Here is a 25941-nt window from a genome sequence, read left to right as displayed (position 1 = left end):
GCGCTTCGCTCCGGCCAGCTCCGGCGCTTCGCGCCTCCGCTTCCGAACCCTCGATGGGTTCTCGCACCAATCCTGTCCTTCAGCCCTGCCGCTGGCAGGTCTGGCGGACAGGGTGGGATTCGAACCCACGGTGAGCTTGCACCCACGGCGGTTTTCAAGACCGCTGCCTTAAACCACTCGGCCACCTGTCCATACCAGACCAAACGCGGCTAGCGCCGCGTGGCGGTTTTGTCACCTGCGGTGACATCTTCGATTCCAAGACCGTTGCCTTGAACCAATCGGCCACCTGACCGCCCGTGCGCCGCTAGCGGCAAAGCGCGGGGATGTCACCCCTGTTGGATTTCCCGAATCGAACTTGCTGTGCCAAGGTCCCCCGATGGAATTTCTGCGGAACCTGCGTCTTGTTGCGCCGCTTGGCCTGGCTATCGCCGCGTTCTCCATGCCGGAAAGCCCGCTGACGGCGCAGGAAATTGCGCTTCCGCTGGGTGGCCCGCCGCCAGCTCCGGTCGATGCGGCGGCGGTCGGGTTCCAGTCATACCTGCAACTGGTCGGGGCCAAGGCACGCGGGCAGGGGGTCAGCCAGCAGGCGGTGGACGGGATCCTGGGCGGGTTGACCTATAACCCGCGCGTGGTGGCGCTCGACCGCTCGCAGCCCGGCTCGACCACTGGATCGCCGCCAGCCTTCTGGCCCTATTACCAGCGCCACATCGGCGCGGCGCGGATCAACCAGGGGCGCAGCGCACTGGCCGAGAATGCCGAGCTGGTCCGCCGGTTCGAGGCCGAATATGGCGTGCCCGCCAGCATGATCGTGGCGATCTGGGGCAAGGAAACCTTCTACGGCCGGATCAAGGGCGATTTCGACCTGGCCCGCTCGCTGGCGACGCTGGCCTATGAAGGGCGGCGACGCGACCTGTTCGAGGGAGAGCTGATCGCGCTGATGAAGATGGCCGATCGCGGCGTGCCGCGCGGGCGGATGCTGGGGAGCTGGGCCGGGGCCTTTGGCCATCCGCAGTTCCTGCCTTCGGTCTTCCTGCGCGTCGCGCGGGATGGGGATGGCGATGGCGATGCCGATATCTGGCACAGCCGCGCCGATACCTTTGCCTCGATCGCCAACTATTTCCGCGATGCCGGCTGGCGCGCGGGCGAACCCTGGGGCGTGCGGGCGAGCCTGCCGGCCGGGTTTGATCGCTCGCAATTGTCGCCACGGATTGAGGCGCCATCCTGTCCGCGCGTTCTGGCGCGCCATTCGGTGTGGAAAACCGTGGGCGAGTGGCGGGCGCTGGGGGTTGAACCACGCGCGGCCATTGCCGACCAGACCATGGCCGTGCTGTTCGAACCCGATGGCGCGGGCAACGGGGCCTTCCTCTTAACCGGGAATTATCGGGTTATCCTGCATTACAACTGCTCGAACTACTACGCACTGTCCGTGGGGTTGCTTGCAGATGAGATTGCCCGTTAACCGAAACCTGCCGCTTGCGGCGCTGACCATGCTGCTGGCGCTGGGCGCTCCCGTGAGTGCCCGGGATCGCGCGCCGCCGCCCGTGCCGGTCAATGGCCCGCAGGCCGATTACCCGATGGTGCTGGGCGCGCCGTTCGAAGTGGATGGGGTGACCTATACTCCGGCCGACACCATGAATTACGACGCGGTTGGCTATGCCGCCGGCACGGTTGCGGGCAGCGGGATCAGCGGCAGCCATCGCACCCTGCCACTGCCGAGCTATGTCGAGGTGACCTCGCTCGATACCGGGCGCACGATCCTGGTCCGGCTCGAGCGGCGCGGGCCGATGACCGGCAGCCTGCTGATCGAACTGTCGCCCGCCGCCGCTGCGCAGCTCGGCATCGTCGGTGCGCCGCGCGCGCCGGTGCGGGTCCGCCGGGTCAATCCGCCCGAGCCGGAACGCGGCGCCCTGCGCGCCGGGCAGAGCGCGCCCTTGCGGATGGATACGCCGCCTTCGCTGCTGACCGTGCTGAAGCGGCGGCTTGAACAACAGGGCGCGGGCACCCAGGTTTCGCGGCCCGGGCCGATGCCCATGCCCGACAAGCTGCCGGTGCTGCCCCCGAAGTCGGCGGTGCAGCCTGCTGTTGCCCCTGCTGTCATGCCGCCAAAGGCCGCCGTCCAGCCTGCCGTCGCGGCCAAGCCCGAACCAGTGCAACCGCGCCCGTTTGCGCGCCCTGCCGCTCCGGCGGTCAAGGCGGCCTGGACAGTTCAACTCGGTGCCTTTGGCGACCGTGCCCGCGCCGATGGCCTGGCCCGGCGCGCCGGTGGCCGGGTCGAACCGGCCGGTGCGGTCTGGCGGGTTCGCGTCGGCGGTTACGCCACGCGCGGCGAGGCCGATGCCGCGCTGGCGAAGCTGCGGGCAGCGGGATATAGCGAGGCTTCGGTCCAGCGCGCCAATTGAGGGCGAGAGGCCCCGCGCCGGTCCTGCAAGGGAGCGCGCGTGCCGGTTCAAAGGTCCATGGCCCTGCTGGTGACACTTGCTGCCGTTAGCGCGGCAGGCCAGGCTTCGCCCACAGCATCCGATCCGCCACCCGTCTCCGCGCAGCAGGCGCCGATTGCTCTGCTGGTCGATCTCTCGGCCGGGCAGACGCTCTTTTCCCGCAATGCGGACGACCGCTTCCTGCCGGCCTCGATGACCAAGACCATGACCGCGCTGGTCGCCTTCGACCTGATCGCGGCGGGCAAGCTGCGCGAGGATGCCGTGGTCACGGTCAGCCCGCGCGCGGCGCGGCTGGCGGGGCGCGGGACCACCCTGTCGCTCAGGCTCGGGCAGCAGGTAGCGGTCGCTGATCTGCTGCGCGGTGTCACCACGGCCAGCGCCAACGATGGGGCAGTCGCCCTGGCCGAAGGCGCGCTGGGCAGCGAGGCGGCGTGGATCGCGGCGATGAACGCGCGGGCTCAGGCTCTGGGCATGGCCGACAGCCGCTTTGCCAGCGTCAATGGCCTGCCCGATGGCGGCCAGACGCGGGTGACCGCGCGCGATATGGTGCGGCTGGCGCGGGCGCTGATCCACGATCACCCGCAGCTCTATCGCCGCTACTTCGGCCCGAGGACAATGACCTGGCAGGGGCAGGTCCTGGCCAGCCGGAACCCGATCAATGGCGTGGTCTCCGGGGCGGACGGGATCAAGACCGGCCACACGCGCGAGGCCGGCTATACCTTCCTTGGCGCGGTGGAGCGCGATGGGCGCCGCCTGGTGCTGGTGGTCGCCCGCGCACCGGACGAGGTCAGTCGGGCCGAGGCCGCGCGCCGCCTGGCCGAATGGGGTTATGCTGCATGGGACAGCAAACCCTTGCTGATCGCCGGGCAGATCGTGGGCGCGGCGCGGGTGCAGCAGGGTGCGGCGCGCGAAGTCGGCCTGGCGCCGCTGCGCGACTGGCGCCTGGCCGTGCCGAACGGCGGCAAGGCGACGGTCACCACTCGGATCGTCTATCGCGGGCCGCTGGTCGCGCCGCTGGCCAAGGGGCAGGTCGTGGCCGGTCTGGAAGTGACCGTCGCCGGGCAGCCGCCGCACGACATTCCGCTGGCCACCACGGCTGCGGTTAACTCGGCCGGACCGTTCGACAGGCTGGTCAATGGCCTGCTAGGGTTGCTGCCATGAAACGCGGGCGGTTCATTGCATTCGAAGGTGGAGAAGGGGCGGGCAAAAGCACCCAGGCGCGCCTCTTGGCCGAAGCCCTGTGCGAACGCGGCCAGCCCTGTGTTGTCACCCGTGAGCCGGGCGGCACGCCGGGGGCAGAGGCGATCCGCGCGCTGCTGCTGGGCACCGAGGGGGAGGGGTGGCATCCCCGCGCCGAGGCCCTGCTGTTCGCAGCGGCCCGGTCCGACCATGTCGAGCGGCTGATCGTTCCCGCGCTGGAACGGGGCGATTGGGTGATCTGCGATCGCTTCGTCGATTCGAGCCGTGCGTACCAGGGCGGCGGCGGGGGCCTGTCCGATGCCGAAGTGCTCGACCTGCACCGGATTGGTAGCGGCGGGATCCTGCCCGACCTGACCCTGCTGGTCGAGGTTTCGTCCGAAGTCGTCTCCCAGCGCCTTGCTGCGCGCGATGGTGACAATGCCGACCGGATTGGCGGGCGCGATGCCGCTTATCACGCGGCCGTTGGCGCGGCTTTCCGCCGCTTTGCCGATGCCGAGCCGGCCCGCTTCGCCCGGATCGATGGCGATGGCGATGCGGCCAGCGTCCATCGCGCCGTCCTGGCAGCCTTGGGACTGGCATGATGCTGCGCGGGCATGAAGCGGCCTGGGCCGAATGGCGCGCAGCGCTGGGCTCCGAGCGGATGCACCACGCCTGGATCCTCGCCGGGCCGCGCGGTCTCGGCAAGGGGCAGTTCGCGCGCGCGGCTGCGGCGGCGCTGGTGGCGGAGCGCGGCATTCCTCAGCCCGAGCCGGACAAGCACCCCGATATCCTGATCCCGGAACATCCGCCCGAGAACAAGGAAGAGGAAAAGAAGCGCGCCGATGGCGATATGGACATTCGCCGCAAGCGCTCGATCCCGATCGACGAGATCCGCGCGGTGCAGCATCGCCTGACGACCCGGCCCACGCTCGGCAGCCGCCGGGCGGTAATCATCGATCCGGCCGACGATCTGGAGAAGGGAGCGGTCAATGCCCTGCTCAAGAGTCTGGAAGAGCCGCCGGTCGGAACCTACTTCCTGCTGATCGCCCATCGCCCCGGTCGACTGCTGCCGACGATCCGGTCGCGCTGCCGGATGTTGCGCTTTGCTCCGCTGCCCGATGCCGATGTCCATGCGATCCTCAGCCAGGTAGCCCCAGAGGCACCCTTTGAGGCCCTTGAAGCGGCAGTTACGGCAGCGCTTGGTGCACCTGGTGTGGCCCTTGAGTTCCTGTTGCAGGACCTTGGCCCGCTGCACCGGGTGATGCTGGAAATCGTCGCGCGTGGCGATGCCGACTTCGCCTTGCGCGGCGCGTTGGCCGAAGCGATCGGCACCCGGCCCGATCGCGAACGGATGCAGGCTGTGGTCGAGCTGGCCCGCGCGGTCATCGCGGCCGACCTGGCCCAGGCCCCGCGCGAACGGCAGCAGCGGATCATCGCCGCCCATGCCGAGCTGGTCCGCCTTGCCGCGCAATTGCCGACCTACAATTTCGATCCGGGGCTGGCAGTGATGGAAATTGGCGGGTTGCTGGCCTCCGCCGCGATGCCTAGAGAAGCCGCGTAACCCATCCTTGAAAGACAAGCACCCGGCCATGGCCGAACCATTCTATATCACCACCGCCATTGCCTATCCCAATGGCAAGCCGCACATCGGCCACGCTTACGAGGCGATTGCCGCCGATGCCATTGCCCGCTTCCAGCGCGCGATGGGCCGTGACGTCCGCCTGGTTACCGGCACAGACGAGCATGGCCTGAAAATGGACCAGACGGCGCGCAAGGCGGGTCGCGAAACGCTCGATTTTGCGACGGAAATGTCGGACTATTTCCGTGAAATGTGCGCCGCTCTTAACATTTCCTATGACGCGTTTTGCCGCACCACCGAAGACCAGCACAAGGCCGCTAGCGTGGCGATCTGGCAGGCGATGCAAGCGGCGGGGGACCTCTATCTCGATCGTTATGAGGGCTGGTACTCGGTCCGTGACGAGGCGTTTTATGACGAAAGCGAGCTGACCGAAGAGGAAGGGGGGCAACGCCTTTCGCCGCAGGGTACGCCGGTGGAATGGACGGTTGAGGAAAGCTGGTTCTTCCGCCTGTCGAAGTATCGCGATTACCTGATCGAACTCAACGAAACGCCCGGTTTCCTTGAACCGGAGAGCCGCCGCAACGAAGTGCTGGCCTTCCTCAAGGGCAACGAGCTGCGCGACCTGTCGGTGTCGCGGACCAGTTTCGACTGGGGTGTGCCGGTGCCGGGCAGTCCGGGCCATGTCATGTACGTCTGGGTCGATGCCCTGACGACCTATCTCACCGGTATCGGGTTCCCCGAACGTGGAGGCGAGTTCGACCGGTTCTGGCCGGCCAACCTGCACCTGATCGGCAAGGACATTGTCCGGTTCCATACGGTCTATTGGCCGGCCTTCCTCAAGAGCGCAGGACTGCCAGCGCCGAAGGCCGTGTTCGGCCACGGCTTCCTGCTGCACCGCGGCGAGAAGATGTCGAAATCGCTGGGCAACGTGGTCGATCCACTCGAGCTGGCGGAATGCTTCGGTGTAGACCAGCTGCGCTATTTCCTGCTGCGCGAAGTCAGCTTCGGGCAAGATGGGTCCTATTCGGCGGAAGCCATCGTCACCCGCTGCAATGCCGAACTGGCCAACAGCTTCGGCAACCTGGCGCAGCGTTCGCTGTCGATGATCTTCAAGAACCTCGATGGGCAGCTGACGGCCTTCGATCCTGCTGAAGCGGACCGCGCACTGCTGGACCTGGTCCAGACGGCCTGTGCGAAGGATTTCCCGGCCGCCTTTGGGACACTCGACCTGTCCGGCGCGATCGAGGCCTGGATGAAGGCGGTGTTCGCCTGCAATCAGTATGTCGATGAACAGGCCCCCTGGGCGCTGCGCAAGACCGATCCCGAGCGGATGCGGGTAGTGCTGATGACCCTGTTCAGCGCGGTGCGCTCGCTCGCCATCGCGATCCGTCCGGTCGTCCCCGCTTCGGCTGACCGCCTGCTCGACCAGATGGGCATCGCCGCCGACGCCCGCGATTTCGGCGCGTTGGCGGATGGTGGCTGGCTTGCTGCGCTGGCTGCTTCGGGCTTTGTCCTCGCTCAGCCGGTTGGCGTGTTCCCCCGGCTCGATCTGCCGGCGGAGGAGGCCGAGGGCTGATGCTGATCGATTCCCACTGCCACCTCGAATACAAGGGACTGGTGGAGGATCAGCAGGCCGTGCTGGCCCGCGCCCGCGCGGCTGGGGTGGGGGGCTTCCTGTCGATTTCGACCCGCCAGCGCGAATGGGGCCAGGTGATCGGCACGGCCGAACGTGAGGCCGATGTCTGGGCCAGCGTCGGCATCCACCCGCACGAAGCCGACGCCCACGCCGATATGGGCGAAGCCGCCCTGCTGGAAATCGCCGCGAATCCGCGGGTAATCGCCATCGGCGAAACCGGGCTCGATTACTATTACGATCATTCCGACCGTGAAACGCAGCAGGCGCTGTTCCGTCAGCATATCGCCGTGGCCCGCGAAACCGGGCTACCGCTGATCGTCCACACCCGCGATGCCGAGGACGATACGGCGCGGATCATGACCGAGGAAATGGAGCGGGGTGCCTATCCGGCGCTGATCCACTGTTTCACCGCCTCGGCCGACTTTGCCCGGATCGTGCTCGATCTTGGCCTGACGATCTCGCTGTCTGGTATCGTAACCTTCAAGAATGCGAAGGATTTGCAGGCCATTGCGGCCGAAGTGCCCGAAGACCGTCTGCTGGTGGAAACCGATGCACCATTCCTCGCGCCGGTGCCTAATCGCGGCAAGGTCTGCGAACCGGCTTTCGTGGCAGATACTGCCCGCTTCCTGGCCGAACTGCGCGGGGTTTCGCCTGAGGCCCTGGCCGAAACGACCACCCGCAATTTCCAGCGGCTCTTTGCCAAGGCGGCGCTGTGAAGCTGCTGATGCTGGGTTCCGGCACCTCGACTGGGGTGCCGCGCATTGGCAACGACTGGGGCCTGTGTGACCCCAACGAGCCGCGCAACCGGCGCAGCCGCGCTTCGATCCTGGTGGAAGGCAAGGCGGGCCAGCGGATCCTGGTCGATACCTCGACCGATCTGCGCCAACAGTTGCTGGCCAACGGGATCGACCGGCTCGATGCGGTGTTCTGGACCCATGATCATGCCGACCATGCTCACGGCATCGATGACCTGCGGCCGCTGCGCTATGGCCGTGGTGGCCCGATCCCTGGCTATGCCGTGGATGAAACCGCGCGGCGGTTGCGGCGGCGGTTTGACTACGTTTTCGCCGGGCAATTCGGTTACCACACCATAGTCGAGCTCGACACGCTGGAACGGCTGCGGATCTGCGCCGGGTTCGCCATCGGTCATTGCCAGATGCCGCACGGACCCGCGCAAAGCACGGCGTTCCGGTTTGAATGTGACGGTAAATCAATTGGCTATGCCACAGACTTCAGTGCGATTACGCGTCAGATGGTTGAACTGTTCGATGGGATCGACCTGCTGGTGGTCGATTGCCTGCGCCGCGAACCGCATCCGACCCATGCGCACCTCGGCATGTCGCTCGAACTGGTCCAGGCCTGCCGCGCCGATCGCGCCGTGCTGACTCATCTCGACAAGAGCATGGATTATGTCACGCTGAGTGGCGAAGTGCCGAGCCATGTGATGGTCGGCTATGACGGGCTGGAGATCGAACTGTGAGCATGACGGCGCAAATCGTTGCGATCATTGCGGCGCTGGCGAGCCTGTTCCTGGTGCTGCGCGGTTATCGCAGCCACGGGGTCAGCAGCAGCAACACCATGAAGATGGCCTTGGCCTGGGCCGTGATCATCCTGGTGGTGGTAGGGGTTGTAAGGCTGCTAGCGGGCTGATTGGCGCCGTTGGGCGACTTTGAATTTTACATAATATATATTATCACTCTTATATGACCGGACCAGCCATGTCCCCGCTCGACCGCCTTCTCGCCATCATGGCCCGCCTGCGCGATCCCGAGCACGGCTGCGAATGGGATCTGGTGCAGACCTTCGCGACGATCGCGCCCTATACGATCGAGGAAGCTTATGAGGTGGCGGATGCGATCGACCGTAATGACCTCGCCGCGCTTAAAGATGAACTGGGTGACCTGCTGCTCCAGGTCGTGTTCCATTCGCGGATCGCCGAGGAAGCCGGTCATTTTTCCTTCGCTGACGTCGCGGCGGCAATCAGCCAGAAGATGGAAGCGCGCCATCCACACATCTTCGGGGCAGAAACCGACGACGGGCAGTCGCGCGAGGAGCGTTGGGAGGGTCTGAAGGCCGAGGAACGGAGGGCCAAGGGCGCAACCAGTGCGATGGACGGTGTTGCCCTCGCCCTGCCGGCGCTGCTCCGAGCCGAGAAGCTCCAGAAGCGCGCGGCGCGGCACGGGTTCGACTGGCCCGATCGCGAGGGCCCGGCCGACAAGGTGCGCGAGGAAATGGCCGAGCTGGCCGCTACCGAAACGGAAGCGGAACAGCTGGAAGAGGCCGGCGATCTCCTGTTTGCTGCGGTGAACCTCGTCAGGGCCTATGGTGTGCCCCCTGAAGACGCCTTGCGTGCCGCCAATGCCAAGTTTGAGTGCCGCTTCAGGGCCATGGAAGTGCTCGCGCAAAAGCGCGGACAGGACTTTGCCGCGCTCGATCTGGAGAGCCAGGAAGCCCTGTGGCGTGACGTCAAGGCGTCAGAGCCGGGCAAAGCGCCCTAGCTCGCGCGGTTCCAACCGCACCGTCAGCCGGCGCAGCGGTCCGCGCTCGTCCTCGCCCCCATCCTCGTCAGCCATGACCTCGCCATGGGCGTAAAGCCAGGCAATCCGCTGGCCATCGCTGACCGGCACGGTGAACTCATGTGGCCGCGCCCCTGCGGTCAGCAGGCGGGCCACCGCCGCCAGCAACTCGTCGCAGCCGCCCCCGGTCAGGGCCGAGAGCGGAACAATCACCTCGTCAGGATGCGCGGAAATCTGGGCCTGGAGTTCCTCCGCACGATCGGGCGGCAGCAGGTCCCACTTGTTCCAGGCCTCGACAATCGGGATCGTCGGGACGGCTCCCTCTCCCTCGATCAGGCCCAGTTCCTCGAGCACCTCGAGAACTTGCCGCTTCTGGGCAAGGCTGTCGGGATTGGCGATATCGCGAACGTGAACGATGACGTCAGCGGCTGTCACTTCTTCGAGCGTGGCTCGGAAGGCGGCAACCAGCTGGGTCGGCAGGTCCGAGATGAACCCCACGGTGTCCGAGAGAATCGCCTTTTCAACGCCTGGCAGCCGGATTCGGCGCATGGTCGGATCAAGCGTGGCGAACAGCAAATCCTCGGCCATTACGCCCGCCCCGGTCAGGTGGTTGAACAGGGTCGACTTGCCGGCATTGGTATAACCGACCAGCGCAATGACCGGCCAAGGTGCCTTCTCGCGGCGGCTCCGGTGCAGGCCGCGCGTGCGCCGTACCTGTTCCAGTTCGCGGCGCAGGCGGGCCATGCGATCGCGGATCATGCGCCGGTCGGCTTCGATCTGGGTTTCGCCAGGGCCACCAAGGAAGCCAAAGCCGCCGCGCTGGCGTTCAAGGTGGGTCCATGATCGCACAAGTCGCCCAGCCTGGTAATCGAGATGGGCCAGTTCAACTTGCAGACGGCCTTCTGCGGTCGCCGCGCGTTCGCCAAAGATCTCGAGGATCAGGCCGGTGCGGTCGATCACCTTACGCTTCAGCTTTTCTTCAAGATTGCGCTGTTGGATCGCCGTGAGCGAACCATCGACGATGACCAGTTCGGCCTGTTCCATCTCGCAGGTGGCGAAGATGTTCTGGATCTGGCCTTCGCCGAACAGGGTGCCGGCGCGCGCTTCGCGGATCGGGACGATGATTGCATCGGCCACGGCCAGTCCGATTGCCAGGGCAAGGCCCTTGGCCTCTTCCAGCCGCGCTTCAGGATCTGCGCCCCCGCCGCGCACTCTAAACGACGGACGAACGACCACAGCCCGTGCGCCGCGGGTCACGTCCTCGCGATTGTCATCCAGGAAGCTCAGGCGGGTTCATCCTCGTCGCCATCCCACTCGCCGGTCAGATCGACCGGGGTGACGGGCTGGATCGTCGAAACCGCGTGCTTGTAGGCCAATTGGACATAGCCTTCGCGCTCAAGGAGCATGCAGAACAGGTCATAGGCCGCAACGCGCCCCTGCAGCATCACGCCGTTGACCAGGAACATGGTGACCTGGACAGCTTCCTTGCGCAGGCTGGAAAGGAACACGTCCTGCAGCAGGCGCGCCTTCTTGCCGCCCTCGCCCGCGCTGCCGAACTGGCGCGCGTCGACCGGCTGGCTGGGCATGATCGTCGACACAGCATGCTTGTAGACGAGTTGCGATTGCCCATCGCGGCGCAGCAGGATCGAGAAATTGTCGAACCAGGTGACAATGCCCTGCAGCTTGACGCCCTTCACCAGGAACATGGTGACCGGGACCTTGTTCTTACGCAGAAGGTTGAGGAACTGATCCTGGAGGTTCTGCCCCTTCCCGGCGGCAGCGGCAGCAGCAATCGGGGCTTCTTCGACCGGGCTTTCGGCCTTTGCAGGACGCGGACGTGCGCTCAGCGTGCGAGAGGTCATTACTGGCTCCTTCGTTCTTGGCGGCCGCAATTGCGGTCCGCATTCTGGCTGCCGAGGCAGCCGCTTTCATTACCGGCAAGCTATCCTGACCAGCCTCCTGCCGCAATGCACAATTTTTGGGGTTGCTCAGTTGAGGCCGGCACCTTCCTCTTCGTCCTCATCTTCGCGGCGATCGACCATGCCCAACAGCTTGAGCTTGCGATGCAGGGCAGAGCGTTCCATCCCGATAAAGGCTGCCGTTCGCGAGATATTCCCTGAAAAGCGCCTGATCTGAACCCGCAAGTATTCGCGTTCGAAGTTCTCCCGCGCTTCGCGCAGCGGCACACCCATCAGCGCACTCAGGCCGGATTCGCCAGAAATTCGGCCGTTCAGCAGTTCGGATGGAAGCATGTCCGCCTCGATCCTTGCCAGCCGTTCGCGCGGGGTCAGGATGATTGTCCGTTCGACCAGGTTGCGCAACTGGCGCACGTTGCCGGGCCATTCGTAGCTTTGCAGCGCGGCCAGCGCCTCCATCGCCACTTCGGGCGGCGCCACGCCCTGGTCGGCGGCGAAGCGGGCGAAGAAGTGATCGACCAGCGCGGGAATGTCCTCGCGCCGCTCCGCCAGCGACGGGATTGTTACCGGCACGACATTCAGCCGATAAAACAGGTCCTCGCGGAAACGCCTTTCGGCGATCTCTCGCTCGAGGTCCCGCGCGGTCGAGGAAACCACCCGCACGTCGACCCTGATCTGACGATGCCCGCCAACCCTGACGAAGCTCTGCTCGGTCAGAACGCGCAGGATCCGGGCCTGGGTGGAAAGCGGCATGTCTGCCACCTCATCGAGGTAAAGCGTCCCACCATCGGCCATTTCGAGCAGGCCAGCCCGCACCAGCTTGCCGCCCGATTCCTCGCCAAACAGTTCCTGTTCGAACCGTTCCGGGGTGATCCTGGCGGAGTTCACAGTAACGAAAGCGTGACCCGCGCGAGGGCTCCACGAATGCAGCAGTCGCGCAGCAACTTCCTTGCCTGCCCCGGCAGGTCCGGAGATCAGCAGCCGACTGCCGGTATTGGCGACCCGCTTCAATGTCGCGCGCACCTGGTTGATCGCGCTGGAATTGCCAGTGAACTCATCGGCGGTGACAAAGCCTTCGCGCAGCCGGGCATTCTCGCGGCGCAGGCGCTCGGTCTCGGTGGCGCGGGCTACCAGCAACAGCAGGCGCTCGGCCTCGAATGGCTTCTCGATGAAATCCATGGCCCCGCGCCCGATCGCGGAGACGGCGGTATCGATGTTGCCGTGACCCGAGAAAATGATCACCGGCAGTTCCGGTTCCCGGGTCTTGATCGCGTCGAGCACTTCGAGCCCGTCCATGGGGCTGCCATGGAGCCAGACATCGAGCAGGACCAGGCTCGGCCGCCGCTGGTCGATCATGTCCAGGGCCGTAGTGCTGTCCCCGGCCATTCGACAATCATAGCCTTCATCGCTGAGCACGCCGGCCACGAGTTCGCGGATATCGCGTTCATCGTCGACGATCAGGATATCGAGTGCCATCTGATAAATCCGTCCTGTACCTATGCTACCGCATCCGGCGCACGGGCGCCGGCTAACGGGTCACGCGCGAAGCGCATTGTCACAATCGTGCCCTCGACTTCTCCGGGCGCAAAACTCATCTCGCCGCCGTGTTCCTCGACGATCTTGTTGACGATCGCCAGGCCCAGGCCGGTCCCCTTGTCGCGGGTGGTCACGTAGGGTTCGATAATTCGCTCGCGATCCTGCGGCAGGCCGATCCCGTTATCGGCAATGGTCACGATCAGATCATCTCCGCGCAGGCGCAGGACGACGTCAATGCGTCCGCGATAATCGGCTTCGGATATTTTCTGTCTTGCCTCAATTGCTTCAGTGGCATTCTTGAGAACATTTGTCATGGCCTGACCGAACTGATGCCGATCGCAGGCGATCAATTCGATCCCGGGATCGGCGGCGAAGTTGAAGTTGATCTCTGGGCGGGCAACTTCCTGCAGGAACAGCGCCTGACGAGCGAGATCGACCGGATCCTCGCTACGGAATACTGGCTTGGGCAGGCGCGCGAACGATGAGAATTCGTCCACCATCTTCCGCAGGTCACCAACCTGGCGGATGATCGTGCTGGTCAGCTCGTCGAACAACTCGGTATCGGCGGTCACCTGCTTGCGATAACGGCGCTTCAGCCGCTCGGTCGCGAGCTGGATCGGCGTCAGCGGATTCTTGATTTCATGCGCGATCCGCCGGGCCACGTCGGACCAGGCCGCCTGTCGCTGGTCGAGGAGCTGGCGGGTGATGTCCTCGAATGTGACCACCTGACCGGTTGGGCTGGCACTGACCTTCACGGCCAGCGTCAGCAGGTCGTTGCCGCGGGCATATTGCACAATGCCCTGATCGCGCCCGCTTTCCAGCAGGGTCGCGAACTGCGGAACCAGTTGGCTCAGCGGTTCACCGATTGGCACCGTGCTGGCCGGTTCAAGCAGCAGCTTCTGCGCGGCCCCGTTCATCAGGCGGATTTCTCCGTTCCTGCCTGTCGATACGACCCCGGCCGTAACCGATTCGAGCACGGCTTCGATGAAGGCGCGGCGTTCGTCGAGCTGCTGGTTGGCTCCGACCAGTGCCTGCGTCTGCTGCTCCAGTTGCTGGGTCATGCGGTTGAAGGCACGGTTGAGCAGTCCGATTTCGTCCGCGCCGGTCCGTCCCTCCACCCGCATCGAGAAATTGCCCGCCCCCACCGCCCGCGCAGCGTCGACCAGGTCATAGAGCGGCTTCACCTGACGATCGGCAAAGCGCAAGGCGAACCAGACCGACAGTCCGACAAGGGCCAGTGAGGCGACAAACAGGGCGACGTTCGACTGCAGCTGCAGGTTGCGGGTGCGCTCGGTCAGTTCCGCATAGTCGCGAACAATGCTTTGCGCGCGCTGCCCTTGGGCGAGGCTCAGCAGGTCGTTCATGCGTGCGGTGTAGAGGTAAAGTCCAAGGCGCCGATCGACTGGGGTAAGCGCCTCGATCTTGTCGGGCTTGGTATCGACCACGATGTCCGCACCCTGATCCAGCTGGCGCGCAATCGTGGCAGACGCCTGCTTCGAGAGCGGGTTTGCGCCCGGGAAATAGGCTGCCGGCTGCAGGGAGCCGTCAGCCACTTTCTTGAGGATGATCGAGTCGTTGATGTCTCGGTTGGTAACCTGAAACTCGTAGTATTCGAGAAACTCGTCGCTGTTTGGATCGCGCTGGATCAGAAAGTCCCTGAGGTCCGCCGCCATGGCCAGCGACGAGTACTTCATGTCGTTTTCGGTCTGCTCGTAAAAGCCGAGCGCCAGCTTGTTGGAGTTTTCGAGCAGCCCGCGCGACTTGTCGGAGAACCAGAATTCGACCGCGGACTGGAACAGGAACGAGGCGAAGATCGCGACCAGCAGGGTCGGCACGGCTGAAATGAGCGAGAACAGGAACACCAGCCGGACATGCAGTTGTCCGGTGCCCCCCGCCACTTCGCGCGCCCGTTGCAAGGCCAGCCGTCGCCCCAGCAGGACCAGGATGCCCAGTGCCGGGATCAGGGTGCCGACGAGCAGGGTTGCGGTCAGATCGGTCGGCAGCAGCGCATCGGCCCGGGTTCGCGCCGAGATCACGTACCAGCTGATCGCGGTCATCACCAGGAAGGCCAGAACCGAGCTGATTTCCATGATTGCGAAGAAGTTGGCCCGCCGCGCTGCCAACTGGATCCGCCGCCACCAGCGGGGCCAGCCATTGCTGCGCAGAGGAGAGGCGGCAGGCTTCATCGTTGCGCGGTTACAACACCCCTGTTGCAGAAAAGCAAGGGGCTGACCGACGAATGGTCAGCGCGCCAGCTCAACCGGGCTTATTCCAAGCTCGCTCAGTCGCTTGCGAAGCGTATTGCGATTGATCCCCAGGACCTGGGCGGCGCGCAGCTGGTTTCCGCCGGTATCGCGCAAGACGGCTTCAAACAGTGGTCGTTCGAATGCAGCGAGCGCCGTGTCGTAGACCGTGCCTGGTGCCGGGCGTTCGCTTGCCAGCCAGGCAAGCACGGCGAGGTCCAGCCCCCCTTCCCCGGCCGCCTCATCGCGGCGCAGGTTTGCTTCGAGCAGAGCGGCGAGCGCATCGCCATCGATGGTGTCCTCACGCGCCAGCAAGGCCAGGCGATAGATGAAGTTGCGCAGTTCCCGCACGTTACCGCGCCAGGGTTGGCGGGCCAGCAGTGCGGCCGCCGCATCGGACAACCGCCGCCGCGGCAAGCCCTCCTGAGCCGCCAGCGAGAGGAAATGGCGGGCCAGCGCGGGAATGTCATCGGCCCGCTCGCGCAGCGGCGGGAGTACGATTGGAACCACGTTGAGCCGGTAATAGAGGTCTTCGCGGAAATTGCCGGCAGCGATCATCGGTTCGAGGTCGCGGTTCGTCGCCGCGATGATCCGAACATCGACCTTGATTTCCTCGCGTCCGCCAACCCGGCGGATCGATCCGGATTGCAGTGCGCGGAGCAGACGAGTCTGGGCCTGCATCGGCATGTCACCGATTTCGTCGAGGAACAGCGTGCCACCATTGGCCTGTTCGAACTTGCCGATGTGGCGGGCAACGGCGCCGGTAAACGCGCCCTTTTCGTGACCGAACAGTTCGCTTTCGATCAGTTCGGCCGGGATCGCGGCGGTGTTTACCGCCACAAATGGACCCGCCTTGCGATGGCCAAGCTGGTGGATCGCTTCGGCGACCAATTCCTTGCCCGTGCCACTTTCGCCCAGCACCAGCACGGTCAGATCGTTGCGCAGCACGCGCGTGATCATGCGGTAGACCGCCTGCATCGGAGCGGAGCGCCCGACCAGTGGCAAGCCGGCCGGAGCAGCCTCGCCCTCCTCCCCCAGTCGTGAGCCGGCATTGCCGACGGCCTGCCGCACCGTGCGCGCGAGTTCGTCGATGTCGAACGGCTTGGGGAAATATTCAAATGCGCCGGTATCGGTGGCCCGTACGGCCGTATCGAGCGTGTTCTGCGCCGAGAGGATGATGATTGGCAGTTCGGGATCGGCTGCGCGGACCCGGTCAATCGTCGCAATGCCATCGCCGTCGGTCAGGATCACATCGGTGACCAGCGCCGAGAACCGGCGCTCGGCAAGCTGCCGGTCACGTTCGGCAATCGAGACGCAATGGACGACATCGAAGCCTTCGGCTTCAAGCGCAGCGGTGATCACGATGGCGATCGAGGGATCGTCCTCGACCAGCAAGACGCTCATGATGCGGCTCCTCCGGTGCGTGGCGTGGCCTGGTCTGCCATGGCCAGGTGAACCCGGAAATGGGTCAGGCCTGCTGCTTCCTCACGATCGTGCGTGATCCGCCCGTTCATGTCGCGGACCATCCGGCGGACGAGGGCGAGTCCCAGTCCCTGCCCGCTCTTCTTGGTGGTCACGAAGGGCTCGAACAGGTGGTCGCGAACTGTTCGTTCCACGCCGGGGCCATTATCGCTCACCCGCAGCTCGATCGGCAGGCGCACGGGTTGCCCGGCGACTGTCCGGTGCAGTTGCAGCCCGCTGGCAAAACGCGTCCGCACGGTAATCCGGGGGGCAGCAACCTCCGCGCTGGCTTCGGCGGCGTTGGACAGCAGGTTGATGAGCACCTGGACCAGCGCATCGGCATTGGCGAGGACCGGGGGGAGCGACGGATCGAACTCCTCCGCGATCGGTGGTGCCTTGCCGCCCGCTTCGATAACCGCGCGTGCGCGCCGGATCGCTTCGTGCAGATTGCAGGACTCAAGCTTTGGTGGGGTCCGGCTCGACAGCGATTGCATCTGGTCGATCAGGCTGGCGATCCGGTCGACCTCTTCGGCAATCAGCCCGGTAAGCGCGCGTTCGCTGCCCGACAGCTTGCGAGCCAGCAGCTGGGCCGCGCCCTTGATCCCGGCCAGGGGGTTCTTGATCTCGTGCGCCAGGATCTCGGGTGCGCGTGGGACACTGTCATCGTTATCGTCACCGCGCAGGGCCTCGGCGCTCATCGCGTCATGCAGCGTCATGACCTGCCAGCCAGGCTGATCGACCAGCGGCGCGACCGTGACGTCAAGACGGCGCAGCCCCTGCCCCGTCACCATTACCGGAGTAGCGCGCGCCGAAATCTGGGCGTCGCTAGCGGTCATCCGTTCGCCAAGGCGCGGCTCTTCAAAGCGGATGACGTCGCTGACGGGGCGGTCGATCAGGCGACGGCTGCTCTGGCCGAGCAGTTGCTCGGCTGCCGGATTGGCGCTGGCAATGCGCTGCCCGGGGGCCAGCAGCAGCAAAGCCAGTGGCAGGCTGGCAAGCTGGCGCGCCGGATCAGCCACTGACGTCAGGCCGCCAGCCGCGACAGGAACGGGGCATAGAACTCGCGCAGGCTGCGCATGACCTTGTCGGCATCGTCCACGAAGTTGATGCGATTGCGGAACTCGGCCGAACCATGCAGGCCCTTGGTGTACCAACCGAGGTGCTTGCGGGCCATCTTGACCCCGGTGTCCTTGCCGTAATGGCTGAGCATATCCTCGTAATGCTCTATAATTACGGACAATTGTTCATCGATCGAAGGGTCGGGCACGGCGATACCGTGTTGCCACCAATGCATCACCTGGCCTAGCAGCCAGGGTTTGCCATAGGCCCCGCGCCCGATCATGACGCCATCCGCGCCAGACAGTTTCAGCGCTTTTGCCGCATCCTCGATCCCGCAGATGTCGCCATTGACGATCACCGGGATCGAAACGGCTTCCTTGACCTGGCGGACAAAGGCCCAGTCCGCCTCGCCCTTGTACATCTGGTTGCGGGTACGGCCGTGGACGGTGACCATTTTCGCGCCGATATCCTCGGCAATCCGGGCCAGTTCGGGAGCATTGAGGCTATCGTGGCACCAGCCCATCCGCATCTTGACCGTTACCGGCACTTTCACAGCCTTGACCGTCGCCTCGATCAGTTTGGTGGCCAGCGGCACCTCGCGCATCAGGGCCGACCCGGCATAGCCATTGACCACCTTGCGCACCGGGCAGCCCATGTTGATGTCGATCACGGCGGCCCCGCGATCCTCGACCAGTTTGGCCGCCTCGCCCATCTGTGCCGGATCGCAGCCGACCAGCTGCATCGAAACCGGCTCCTCGATCTGGTCCCACATCGCCTTCTGCACCGAGACCCGCGTTTCGCGGATCGCGGCGGGGCTGGCGATCATTTCCGTGACGTTGAGGCCAGAGCCATATCGGCGCACGAGCTTGCGGAACGGCAGGTCGGTAACCCCGGTCATCGGGGCTAGGATCACCGGGCATTCGATGCGGATCGGACCAACATCGACCGGGGTGACCGGCGGAGGCGGGGGAAGCGAGGTCATTGGTTTTACAGTACTGCCTAAAATTTGGGCAGCACATAGGGAATTGCCGGAAACACGGCAAGTCTTTACCGGCGCTGCAACCATGACCAGTTCAGCGCCTCCCCTACCCTCCGTTGCCGCCGTGATTGTTGCGGCCGGCCAAGGCTTGCGCGCTGGGCAAGCATTGCCCAAGCAGTTCGCCCGCTGGCGCGGCAAGCCGGTGGTGCGCCATTCAGCCGAGGCGCTTGCGGCGGCCGGTATTGCGCCAATCGTGGTGATGATCCCGGACGGTGCGGAGGCGATCGCGGCTGAATGCCTTGCGGGCATTCCGACCATCCGGCTCGTGACCGGCGGCGCGACCCGCCAGGAATCGGTGCGACGCGGGCTGGAGGCGTTTGCTGGCGAAGCGCCCGGCATTGTCCTGATCCACGATGCCGCGCGCCCGGTGCTGCCGCGCGAGGTGATCGATCGCCTGGTCGCGGCGCTGGCGGTTCAGCCGGGAGCCATCCCGGTGCTGCCAGTGGTGGACAGCCTGACTGAGGCCGACGGTAACCTGATGGGTAGTCCCGCCCGGCGCGAAGCCTTGCGCCGGGTGCAGACCCCGCAGGCCTTTCGCTTTGCGGATATCCTTGCGGCCCATCGCGGCTGGCAAGGTGCCGCGGATGCCGGAGACGATGCCCAGGTCGCCCGCGCTGCCGGATTGGCCGTGGCGCTGGTCGAAGGAGACGAGCTTTTGCACAAGCTGACCTATGCGAGCGATTTCGCCGCTGACCTTCCGCCGGTCCGGATCGGTACCGGTTATGACGTCCACCGGCTTGCTGTCGGCGAGGAGCTATGGCTTGGCGGCGTGAAGATCGAGCACACCCATGGTCTTTCCGGCCACAGCGATGCTGACGTCGCGATCCATGCCCTGGTCGATGCAATCCTGGGGGCGATTGGCGATGGCGATATCGGCAGCCATTACCCGCCCAGCGATCCGCAGTGGAAGGGCGCGTCATCCGACCGGTTCCTCGCCCATGCCATCCACCTGGCGAACGGCGCTGGGTACCGCATCGGCAATGTCGATCTGACGATCATCTGTGAAGCGCCGAAGATCGGCCCGCATCGCGCCACGATCCGGGCTCGCCTGGCAGAGATCATGGGTACGGGGCTTGAGGCTGTGAGCGTCAAGGCCACCACCACCGAGCGGCTTGGCTTCACCGGGCGCGGCGAAGGCATTGCCGTCCAGGCCGTCGCCACGCTGCTGCGTGACTGAAGGATCCCGATGATGCGCAAGTTTACCCTGACCTTGACGATGCTCGCGGCCTTAAGCCCCGGCATGGCAGCTGCTCAGCAAACACCGCCCTGCCTCACTGCGCAGGAATTCACGGCCGTATCGACCTTTGCTCTGCCCGGCCTGATCCGGGGCGTGGCGCAGCGCTGCCAGCCGGTCTTGCCGCAGGATGCCTTTCTGCGGAGCCAGTCCGAAAACCTGGCCCAGCGCTATACCGCCGGTCGCGATCGCGCCTGGCCCGAGGCCAAGGCGGCCTTCCTGAAAGTAGGCGGCGGGCTTGATCCCCAGGCAGCGAGCCTGTTCAAGGCCATGCCGGATGAAAGCCTGAAGCCCTTCGTCGAAAGCGCGGTCAGCACCATGGTAGCCCAGCAGATGCCGACCGACCGGTGCAGCGCGGTTGACCGCCTGGTCATGCTGCTGTCCCCCCTGCCCCCGTCGAGCACCGCCGAAGTGATCGGCCTTGCCGCCGGACTTGGTGCCCGCAGCGGCCAGGCGCGCGTGGGCAAGCTGGCACTCTGCAAGGCCTGAGGAGCAAGATTCGTGGATAGCCTGTTGCCCGATGACATCGTCGCCCTCGCCGCCCGGGTCGTGGCGGAAAACATGGCGGCCGGGCGCACGGTAGCGCTTGCTGAAAGCTGCACGGGCGGGCTCGTCGCTGCCGCGATCACCGAGATTCCGGGTTCATCCGCTGTCCTCGACCGGGGTTTCGTGACCTACTCGAACGAGGCCAAGCAGGAAATGCTGGGCGTCAATCCCGACATCATCGATACCTTCGGTGCGGTCTCCATCGCCTGTGCCTGGGCCATGGCCCAGGGTGCGCTCAAGCGCAGCGGCACGGACGTGGCCGTGGCAATCAGCGGCATCGCCGGGCCTGGCGGTGGATCGCCGCAGAAGCCGGTGGGCACGGTGGTCTTTGCCCGCGCCATCCGTGGTCAAGGGGAGGAAGAGGCCCTAGCCGAGGAGCGTCTGCTGGACGGCTCAAGCCGCGCCACGGTGCGCCATCAGGCGACGCTGGTCGCGCTGGAACTGCTGCTGCCGTAAAGCACTTCGGCGCGGGCCTCGAAGGCGCCGACCATCTTGCGGAACGCCCGGTCGAAGTATTGCCCGGCCAGCTTTTCGAACATGGCGTTGCGGAACGTGAAGCTGACCGCGAAGTCGATCTCGCAACCGCCTTCGGCGATGCTGCGGAACTCCCACACATTGTCGAGATCGCGCATCGGCCCGTCGAGGTAGACCACCTCAATCCGGCCCGGACGCTGCTTGAGCACGCGCGAAGTGAACTTTTCGCGCAGCGCATTGAAGCCGACCAGCATGTCGACCACCATCTCGTCCTCGCTGTCGGAACGGACGCGGGTGGCCACCACCCAGGGCAGGAATTCTCCATAGCGGCCGACATCGGCCACCAGGTCGTACATCTGCTCGGCGCTCCAGGGCAGCCGGCGGATTTCGCGGATGCCCGGCATCAGCCGCGTGCAGCCGCCTTGGCCAGTTGAGCTTCGCGGGCCGCTCGCATGGCCTTGAAATCGTCACCCGCATGATAGCTGGACCGGGTCAGCGGGCTGGAGGCCACCTGCAGGAAGCCCTTGGCCCGGGCGATCGCGCCATAGGCATCGAAGGCCTGCGGGGTCACGAAATCGATTACCTTGGCGTGCTTGGGCGTCGGTTGCAGATACTGGCCCATGGTCAGGAAATCGATCCCTGCCGTGCGCATGTCGTCCATCACCTGGTGGACTTCCAGCCGTTCCTCGCCCAGCCCCAGCATGATACCGGACTTGGTGAAGATCATGGGATTGTGGCGCTTCACTTCTTCCAGCAGCCGCAACGAAGCGTAATAGCGCGCGCCGGGGCGGATGGTCGGATAGAGACGGGGAACCGTTTCCAGGTTGTGATTGTAGACATCGGGCCCGGCAGCCACGATGACTTCCACCGCCTGGTGCATCTTGCCACGGAAATCGGGGGTCAAAATCTCGATTGTGGTCTGCGGAGTGGTCCGGCGCAGCGCCTCGATCACCTTGACGAACTGCCCCGCTCCGCCATCGGGCAGATCGTCGCGATCAACCGAGGTGATCACGATATGCTCCAGCCCCATCTTGGCCGCGGCCGTCGCAACGTGCTCCGGCTCGAGCGGATCGACCGCGCGCGGCATGCCGGTCTTGACGTTGCAGAACGCGCAGGCCCGGGTGCAGACATCGCCCAGGATCATCACCGTGGCGTGCTTCTTGGTCCAGCATTCGCCGATGTTCGGGCAGGCCGCTTCCTCGCACACAGTGTTGAGGTTCAGGTCGCGCATCAGCTTGCGCGTTTCGCCATAGCCCTTGCTGGTGGGGGCCTTGACGCGGATCCAGTCCGGCTTGCGTTGCCGTTCCGGCTTGGCGTGATCGGGGTGCGGAGCGCTGGCGAGGTCGTTCATGGCCGCCCATCTAGTGCGCTTGTCACCGCTTGCCAATGGCGCTAGCGCCATGGCTATGGACGCAAGCCTGTTTGCCCCCTTCGCCTCGCCGGTGATCCTCTTCTTCCTGCTGGGGCTGCTGGCTTCCGCGCTGAGGTCAGATCTGGCGATCCCGGAAGCCATGGCCAAGGGCATGTCGCTTTACCTGATGGCCGCGATTGGCCTGAAGGGCGGCGTCGCCGTGGCGAAGTCCGGGGTAAATGCGGAAGTCGCGGCTGCATTGGCGGCTGGCGTGGCGCTCAGCTTTGCCATTCCTCTCGTGGCCTATGCCCTGTTGCGCAGCTTTGGTCGGCTCGATCAGACCAATGCCGGGGCTGTCGCCGCGCATTACGGCTCGGTCAGTGTGGTCACCTATGTCACCGCCAACGAGATTCTCGGCGCGGGCGGGCTGGTGGTGGCCGGCTTCATGGTGGCGGTGCTGGCGGTGATGGAAACCCCGGCGATCCTCTCTGGCCTGATGCTTGCGCGGCGCGGCCAGGGCGGCGATGGCCATTCACGGGGCGAATTGCTTCGCGAGGTGTTCCTCAACGCCTCTGTCGTGCTGCTGCTGGGCAGCTTCGCGATCGGTCTGGTTGCGGGGCCCAAAGGCTATGCCGAAGTGCAACCCTTGTTTGAGAGCGGGTTCAAGGGCGTGCTCTGCCTGTTCCTGCTCGACATGGGCCTGATCGCGGCGCGGCGCCTGATCGACGCTCGCGCCCTCAACCTGCGTCTGGTGGTGCTGGCCATCGCTTTCCCGCTGTTCAACGGCACGCTCGGTGTGCTGGTAGGCCATGCGATCGGACTGGACGTCGCGACGGCCGCCGCGCTGGGCGTACTCTGCGCCAGCGCCAGCTACATCGCCGTTCCGGCCGCGATGCGGCTGGCCATGCCCCAGGCCGATCCGGGTATCTACCTGACGATGTCGCTGTCAATCACCTTCCCTTTCAACATCCTGGTCGGGATCAGCCTGTTTGCCGCGCTGTCCCGCCTGCTAGCCGGTTGACCCTGCCATGATCGAAACCGTGATCCGCAAGCGCATCGAAATCCTGGTCGATAGCGCCCTTGTGCGCCGCGTGACCGACGCGATCGACAAGGCCCAGATCACCGGCTGGACCGTCCTGCCGGTCACTTCGGGCAGTGGCCGTGACGGGCGCTGGCGCGAAGAGCGGGTGATGGGCACCGACAAGTCGCTCGTCCTGACGATTTCCTCGATCGAGAAGGCGGAAGTGCTGGTCGAAGTCCTGGCCCCGATGCTCAACAGCCATGGCCTGCTGCTGACGATGTGGGACGTGGAGGTGATCCGTGGCGAGCGCTTCTGATGCCTGAATTTGCGCAACTGCTCGAGGGCTATCGTCGCTTCCGCACCGGAGTCTACCCGAGCCGAAAAGAGCGCTATGATCTGCTGGCGCATGAAGGACAGTCACCCAAGCTGATGGTGATTGCCTGTTCTGACAGCCGGGTTGATCCATCGCTGGTCTTCGATGTCGATCCGGGCGAGATCTTCGTGGTGCGCAATGTTGCAGCACTGGTCCCGCCGTTCGAGATTACCCCCGGCCTGCATGGCGTTTCGGCGGCCGTCGAGTTCGCCGTCCAGAAACTGGAAGTGCGGCAGATCGTGGTGATGGGTCACGGGATGTGCGGCGGGTGCAAGGCGGCACTGACGCGTGAACTGCAGGGAAAGCCGCCCGGCGAAGGCGGTTTCGTGGCCGACTGGATCGGCTTGCTCGATGGCGCGCGCCACACCGTTGCACTGCGCCATGGCACCGAAGGGCCAGCAGCTGAGCGGGCGATGGAAATGGCCGGCGTAAAGGTCAGCCTCGCCAACCTGCGGACCTTTCCGCATGTGCTGGAAAAGGAACGGGAGGGCAGCCTGAAGCTACGCGGTGCCTTTTTCGCAATCAGTGATGGCTTGCTGCACGTCCTGGATGAACACACCGGCGAGTTTGCCGTCGTCGATTGAGCAGAGCTGAAAAAAAAGGGCGACAGTTGCCCGCCGCCCTTTCGAACATGACTAAGCCATTGCTGCCTTAGCTGGTCGGGACGACCTTGCCCTTGGCAACCAGCGTCCAGAGCTGGGCAATTGGCTTGCGCGGGCCTTCTACCTTGGCCAGAGCAGCTTCGGCTTCCGGCATCTTGCCTTGCTTCACCAGAGCAATGCCAAGCCGCAGATGGATCGCCGCAGCGTCAGCGCCGGGCTTGGCCAAAGCGATATTGTAGAGTTCGGCAGCCTTGTCCGCCTGGTCATAGCTAAGGAAGGTATCGGCAGCGATCAGAACGGTCCGCAAGGCAGCCGTGGGGGCCTTGGCATCCCGTTCAAGCCCCGGCAGCGAAGCGCGGTCGGCTGCAACGCGACGGCTGGCTTCAGCCAGGGCATCGCGGACGAAGGGATCGGAGGCCTGCAACGCGGTGACCTTGACGCCCTGGTTGGCGATCTTGACCACTTCACCCGGATAAAGCACGCCGACCTTGCCTACGGCCGACTGCAGATACTCGATGTATTCACGCTGCACCGAAGGGGTGCTGATGGTTAGGGCACCGGCCCGGTCAAGCGCGCGGGAGATGTCGAGCGAGTCCATCGCGCCGTAATCGCCCTTTTCACGCATGATCTGGCCCGCTGCGACCCATCCGGCCTGAGACGGGTGATGTTCGATCCGGCGCAGGCCCCATTCGACCGATTCCGGCCCCATCTTGTTGTTGTAGGAGATGACGACACCGCGCTCGAGCCAGTCGGCATCGGGCACCTTGCCGGCGGCCACGGCACCTTCCACCATCTGGCGGAACGTCGCCAGGCCTTCAGCCGGGCGACCAGCCGAATTCTGGGCCTCGGCCAGCAGGCCCTTCACATCGTCACCACTGTTGCCCGCCGCAATGGCTGACTTCAGCGAGGCTTCAGCGGCGGCATAGTCCTTCATGTCGAAGGCAAAGCCGGCGGCATAGTAGTGGTACTTGCCCACTTCGGCGGGCGGCACATTGCCGCTCTCGATCATGGCCATCAGGCCACGGCGCTGGGTTGCCTTGTCAACCGCAAGGCCGCCATAGGTGAAGGCGAGCTGGCCAGCATAGAACTTGTCGGCATCGTTCCCGACCTTGGCAAAGGCGTTTTCGACCTTGCCCTTTTCCGGGGTCAGCAGGGTACCAAGAGCAGCCACAGAGGCGTCATACTGACCGCGCGCCGCATCTTGGGCGGCACGACCGCGGGCCGAGCGATAGGCTTTCTCGGTTTCGGCGATCTTGGCCTTGGCTGCAATCACGTCCTCGCGCTTGGCAGCGGCATCCAGCGCGGCCTTGAGATCGGTGTAGGCCGGAATGAAGGCCTTGGTCGGCTGCGGCGGCTTGGCTACGGCAGCGCCCTTCTTGTCATCCTTCTTCCTGTCTTCGCGCTGGGCCTGCGCCGGGGTGGCCAGCAGGCCAGCAGCGGCAAGCGAAGCCAGCGAAATGGCAACCGCATAGAGCGGACGGGCCAGAATGGGTGTGCGACGCATGGTTTCCTTCACTCCTCGATCGCCCGGCCATTGGGCTGGACGGAACTTCCTTCGCGCTTGCTACTGGCCCTAAATCGCCAGTTTGGCAACACTGGCTGCGCAATGGACCCGTACCACTGAACCTGCGTTGAATGCGTTTCGTCCTGTTCGTTCAGAGAGGGCCGATTGGGTGTGGAAAAGCGGCTCCAGGCGGGATGCCGAGGTGGCCTTTCGCGCCATCATGGCCTAGTCGTG

General features: G+C 65.1%; 26 protein-coding genes and 1 tRNA gene. 16 read left to right on the top strand and 11 right to left on the bottom strand.

The window, feature by feature from the left end; all coding sequences use genetic code 11:
* Window positions 1-101: 101 nt before the first annotated feature.
* A tRNA-Ser gene (locus O9281_RS06145) sits at window positions 102-191 on the bottom strand.
* Window positions 192-439: 248 nt separating this feature from the next.
* On the opposite strand from O9281_RS06145, the gene O9281_RS06140 reads away from it, so the two are divergent.
* From O9281_RS06140 to mazG, 10 genes are read left to right on the top strand one after another with little or no spacing between them, the layout of a single operon-like run.
* Entirely contained in the window at window positions 440-1459 is a 1020-nt protein-coding gene (locus tag O9281_RS06140) for a lytic transglycosylase domain-containing protein (protein WP_298183937.1), read from the top strand.
* Window positions 1443-2399 carry an SPOR domain-containing protein gene (locus O9281_RS06135; protein ID WP_298183774.1) on the top strand — a complete coding sequence of 319 codons (957 nt, stop codon included), beginning with the start codon at window positions 1443-1445 and terminating at the stop codon, window positions 2397-2399. Before O9281_RS06140 ends, O9281_RS06135 begins: the two co-directional genes overlap by 17 nt.
* A gap of 39 nt (window positions 2400-2438) precedes the next feature.
* Window positions 2439-3599 carry a D-alanyl-D-alanine carboxypeptidase family protein gene (locus tag O9281_RS06130; RefSeq protein WP_298183772.1) on the top strand — a complete coding sequence of 387 codons (1161 nt, stop codon included), beginning with the start codon at window positions 2439-2441 and terminating at the stop codon, window positions 3597-3599.
* Complete coding sequence (gene tmk / locus O9281_RS06125) at window positions 3596-4219, top strand: dTMP kinase (protein WP_298183770.1); 624 nt, start codon at window positions 3596-3598, stop codon at window positions 4217-4219. The genes O9281_RS06130 and tmk overlap by 4 nt, the downstream gene beginning before the upstream one ends.
* Window positions 4216-5178, top strand: a complete 963-nt coding sequence (locus O9281_RS06120) for a DNA polymerase III subunit delta' (RefSeq protein ID WP_298183769.1) — start codon at window positions 4216-4218, stop codon at window positions 5176-5178. Before tmk ends, O9281_RS06120 begins: the two co-directional genes overlap by 4 nt.
* Window positions 5179-5206: 28 nt before the next feature.
* Window positions 5207-6772, top strand: coding sequence for a methionine--tRNA ligase (gene metG, locus O9281_RS06115; RefSeq protein ID WP_298183768.1), 1566 nt, complete (start codon window positions 5207-5209; stop codon window positions 6770-6772).
* Entirely contained in the window at window positions 6772-7548 is a 777-nt protein-coding gene (locus O9281_RS06110; protein WP_298183767.1) for a TatD family hydrolase, read from the top strand. The genes metG and O9281_RS06110 overlap by 1 nt, the downstream gene beginning before the upstream one ends.
* Complete coding sequence (locus O9281_RS06105; protein ID WP_298183765.1) at window positions 7545-8312, top strand: MBL fold metallo-hydrolase; 768 nt, start codon at window positions 7545-7547, stop codon at window positions 8310-8312. Before O9281_RS06110 ends, O9281_RS06105 begins: the two co-directional genes overlap by 4 nt.
* A 2-nt stretch (window positions 8313-8314) precedes the next feature.
* Window positions 8315-8482: a hypothetical protein gene (locus O9281_RS06100; protein ID WP_298183764.1), complete on the top strand. Its 168-nt coding sequence runs from the start codon at window positions 8315-8317 to the stop codon at window positions 8480-8482.
* A 53-nt stretch (window positions 8483-8535) separates the two neighbouring features.
* Complete coding sequence (gene mazG / locus O9281_RS06095; RefSeq protein WP_298183762.1) at window positions 8536-9330, top strand: nucleoside triphosphate pyrophosphohydrolase; 795 nt, start codon at window positions 8536-8538, stop codon at window positions 9328-9330.
* Here mazG and hflX read toward each other — a convergent pair.
* The 7 genes from hflX to dusB form a co-directional block, all read right to left on the bottom strand.
* Window positions 9307-10584 carry a GTPase HflX gene (gene hflX / locus O9281_RS06090; protein ID WP_298183760.1) on the bottom strand — a complete coding sequence of 426 codons (1278 nt, stop codon included), beginning with the start codon at window positions 10582-10584 and terminating at the stop codon, window positions 9307-9309. The genes mazG and hflX overlap by 24 nt on opposite strands.
* A 47-nt stretch (window positions 10585-10631) precedes the next feature.
* Window positions 10632-11210, bottom strand: a complete 579-nt coding sequence (gene hfq / locus O9281_RS06085; protein ID WP_298183758.1) for an RNA chaperone Hfq — start codon at window positions 11208-11210, stop codon at window positions 10632-10634.
* 126 nt (window positions 11211-11336) lie between these two features.
* Window positions 11337-12740, bottom strand: a complete 1404-nt coding sequence (locus tag O9281_RS06080) for a sigma-54 dependent transcriptional regulator (RefSeq protein WP_298183756.1) — start codon at window positions 12738-12740, stop codon at window positions 11337-11339.
* A gap of 20 nt (window positions 12741-12760) precedes the next feature.
* Complete coding sequence (locus O9281_RS06075) at window positions 12761-14986, bottom strand: ATP-binding protein (protein WP_298183754.1); 2226 nt, start codon at window positions 14984-14986, stop codon at window positions 12761-12763.
* A gap of 57 nt (window positions 14987-15043) precedes the next feature.
* A complete protein-coding gene (locus tag O9281_RS06070; protein WP_298183752.1) occupies window positions 15044-16447 on the bottom strand; it encodes a sigma-54 dependent transcriptional regulator in 1404 nt (467 codons plus the stop codon).
* On the bottom strand, window positions 16444-17523 hold the full coding sequence (locus O9281_RS06065; protein ID WP_298183750.1) for an ATP-binding protein: 1080 nt from the start codon (window positions 17521-17523) through the stop codon (window positions 16444-16446). The genes O9281_RS06070 and O9281_RS06065 overlap by 4 nt, the downstream gene beginning before the upstream one ends.
* Window positions 17524-17528: 5 nt before the next feature.
* Window positions 17529-18545, bottom strand: a complete 1017-nt coding sequence (dusB, locus tag O9281_RS06060; RefSeq protein ID WP_298183748.1) for a tRNA dihydrouridine synthase DusB — start codon at window positions 18543-18545, stop codon at window positions 17529-17531.
* Between the two features lie 82 nt (window positions 18546-18627).
* Here dusB and O9281_RS06055 point away from each other — a divergent pair, with 82 nt between their 5' ends.
* From O9281_RS06055 to O9281_RS06045, 3 genes are read left to right on the top strand one after another with little or no spacing between them, the layout of a single operon-like run.
* Entirely contained in the window at window positions 18628-19779 is a 1152-nt protein-coding gene (locus tag O9281_RS06055; protein WP_298183746.1) for a bifunctional 2-C-methyl-D-erythritol 4-phosphate cytidylyltransferase/2-C-methyl-D-erythritol 2,4-cyclodiphosphate synthase, read from the top strand.
* Window positions 19780-19791: 12 nt separating this feature from the next.
* On the top strand, window positions 19792-20325 hold the full coding sequence (locus tag O9281_RS06050; protein ID WP_298183745.1) for a hypothetical protein: 534 nt from the start codon (window positions 19792-19794) through the stop codon (window positions 20323-20325).
* Between the two features lie 12 nt (window positions 20326-20337).
* Complete coding sequence (locus O9281_RS06045; protein ID WP_298183744.1) at window positions 20338-20838, top strand: CinA family protein; 501 nt, start codon at window positions 20338-20340, stop codon at window positions 20836-20838.
* Here O9281_RS06045 and O9281_RS06040 read toward each other — a convergent pair.
* Together O9281_RS06040 and lipA are read right to left on the bottom strand one after the other, a co-directional pair.
* Window positions 20799-21260 carry a type II toxin-antitoxin system RatA family toxin gene (locus tag O9281_RS06040; protein ID WP_298183743.1) on the bottom strand — a complete coding sequence of 154 codons (462 nt, stop codon included), beginning with the start codon at window positions 21258-21260 and terminating at the stop codon, window positions 20799-20801. The genes O9281_RS06045 and O9281_RS06040 overlap by 40 nt on opposite strands.
* Window positions 21260-22207, bottom strand: coding sequence for a lipoyl synthase (gene lipA, locus O9281_RS06035; protein ID WP_363321453.1), 948 nt, complete (start codon window positions 22205-22207; stop codon window positions 21260-21262). The genes O9281_RS06040 and lipA overlap by 1 nt, the downstream gene beginning before the upstream one ends.
* A gap of 55 nt (window positions 22208-22262) precedes the next feature.
* On the opposite strand from lipA, the gene O9281_RS06030 reads away from it, so the two are divergent.
* The 3 genes from O9281_RS06030 to O9281_RS06020 are packed head-to-tail and all read left to right on the top strand — an operon-like array spanning window position 22263 to window position 24185.
* Entirely contained in the window at window positions 22263-23228 is a 966-nt protein-coding gene (locus O9281_RS06030; protein ID WP_298183741.1) for a sodium-dependent bicarbonate transport family permease, read from the top strand.
* 7 nt (window positions 23229-23235) lie between these two features.
* Window positions 23236-23544, top strand: coding sequence for a DUF190 domain-containing protein (locus O9281_RS06025; RefSeq protein ID WP_298183740.1), 309 nt, complete (start codon window positions 23236-23238; stop codon window positions 23542-23544).
* Window positions 23544-24185 carry a carbonic anhydrase gene (locus O9281_RS06020; protein WP_298183738.1) on the top strand — a complete coding sequence of 214 codons (642 nt, stop codon included), beginning with the start codon at window positions 23544-23546 and terminating at the stop codon, window positions 24183-24185. The genes O9281_RS06025 and O9281_RS06020 overlap by 1 nt, the downstream gene beginning before the upstream one ends.
* Before the next feature lie 67 nt (window positions 24186-24252).
* Here the strand turns inward: O9281_RS06020 and O9281_RS06015 are convergent, their stop codons facing one another.
* On the bottom strand, window positions 24253-25707 hold the full coding sequence (locus O9281_RS06015; protein WP_298183736.1) for a hypothetical protein: 1455 nt from the start codon (window positions 25705-25707) through the stop codon (window positions 24253-24255).
* Window positions 25708-25941: the final 234 nt, after the last annotated feature.

It is taken from the genome of Novosphingobium sp. (assembly GCF_027531025.1).
Classification (GTDB): Bacteria; Pseudomonadota; Alphaproteobacteria; order Sphingomonadales; family Sphingomonadaceae; genus Novosphingobium.
This window is presented reverse-complemented; position numbering and strand designations above follow the sequence as displayed.

Coding starts and splice junctions, on each gene's coding strand:
- mazG (WP_298183762.1), top strand. CDS start 8,536: ATGACCGGACCAGCCATGTCCCCGCTCGACCGCCTTCTCGCCATCATG.
- O9281_RS06135 (WP_298183774.1), top strand. CDS start 1,443: ATGAGATTGCCCGTTAACCGAAACCTGCCGCTTGCGGCGCTGACCATG.
- O9281_RS06080 (WP_298183756.1), bottom strand. CDS start 12,740: ATGGCACTCGATATCCTGATCGTCGACGATGAACGCGATATCCGCGAA.
- O9281_RS06050 (WP_298183745.1), top strand. CDS start 19,792: ATGCGCAAGTTTACCCTGACCTTGACGATGCTCGCGGCCTTAAGCCCC.
- O9281_RS06110 (WP_298183767.1), top strand. CDS start 6,772: ATGCTGATCGATTCCCACTGCCACCTCGAATACAAGGGACTGGTGGAG.
- O9281_RS06040 (WP_298183743.1), bottom strand. CDS start 21,260: ATGCCGGGCATCCGCGAAATCCGCCGGCTGCCCTGGAGCGCCGAGCAG.
- O9281_RS06075 (WP_298183754.1), bottom strand. CDS start 14,986: ATGAAGCCTGCCGCCTCTCCTCTGCGCAGCAATGGCTGGCCCCGCTGG.
- O9281_RS06120 (WP_298183769.1), top strand. CDS start 4,216: ATGATGCTGCGCGGGCATGAAGCGGCCTGGGCCGAATGGCGCGCAGCG.
- O9281_RS06015 (WP_298183736.1), bottom strand. CDS start 25,707: ATGCGTCGCACACCCATTCTGGCCCGTCCGCTCTATGCGGTTGCCATT.
- O9281_RS06030 (WP_298183741.1), top strand. CDS start 22,263: ATGGACGCAAGCCTGTTTGCCCCCTTCGCCTCGCCGGTGATCCTCTTC.
- O9281_RS06070 (WP_298183752.1), bottom strand. CDS start 16,447: ATGAGCGTCTTGCTGGTCGAGGACGATCCCTCGATCGCCATCGTGATC.
- dusB (WP_298183748.1), bottom strand. CDS start 18,545: ATGACCTCGCTTCCCCCGCCTCCGCCGGTCACCCCGGTCGATGTTGGT.
- tmk (WP_298183770.1), top strand. CDS start 3,596: ATGAAACGCGGGCGGTTCATTGCATTCGAAGGTGGAGAAGGGGCGGGC.
- hfq (WP_298183758.1), bottom strand. CDS start 11,210: ATGACCTCTCGCACGCTGAGCGCACGTCCGCGTCCTGCAAAGGCCGAA.
- O9281_RS06140 (WP_298183937.1), top strand. CDS start 440: ATGCCGGAAAGCCCGCTGACGGCGCAGGAAATTGCGCTTCCGCTGGGT.
- O9281_RS06100 (WP_298183764.1), top strand. CDS start 8,315: ATGACGGCGCAAATCGTTGCGATCATTGCGGCGCTGGCGAGCCTGTTC.
- lipA (WP_363321453.1), bottom strand. CDS start 22,207: ATGAACGACCTCGCCAGCGCTCCGCACCCCGATCACGCCAAGCCGGAA.
- O9281_RS06025 (WP_298183740.1), top strand. CDS start 23,236: ATGATCGAAACCGTGATCCGCAAGCGCATCGAAATCCTGGTCGATAGC.
- O9281_RS06020 (WP_298183738.1), top strand. CDS start 23,544: ATGCCTGAATTTGCGCAACTGCTCGAGGGCTATCGTCGCTTCCGCACC.
- metG (WP_298183768.1), top strand. CDS start 5,207: ATGGCCGAACCATTCTATATCACCACCGCCATTGCCTATCCCAATGGC.
- O9281_RS06055 (WP_298183746.1), top strand. CDS start 18,628: ATGACCAGTTCAGCGCCTCCCCTACCCTCCGTTGCCGCCGTGATTGTT.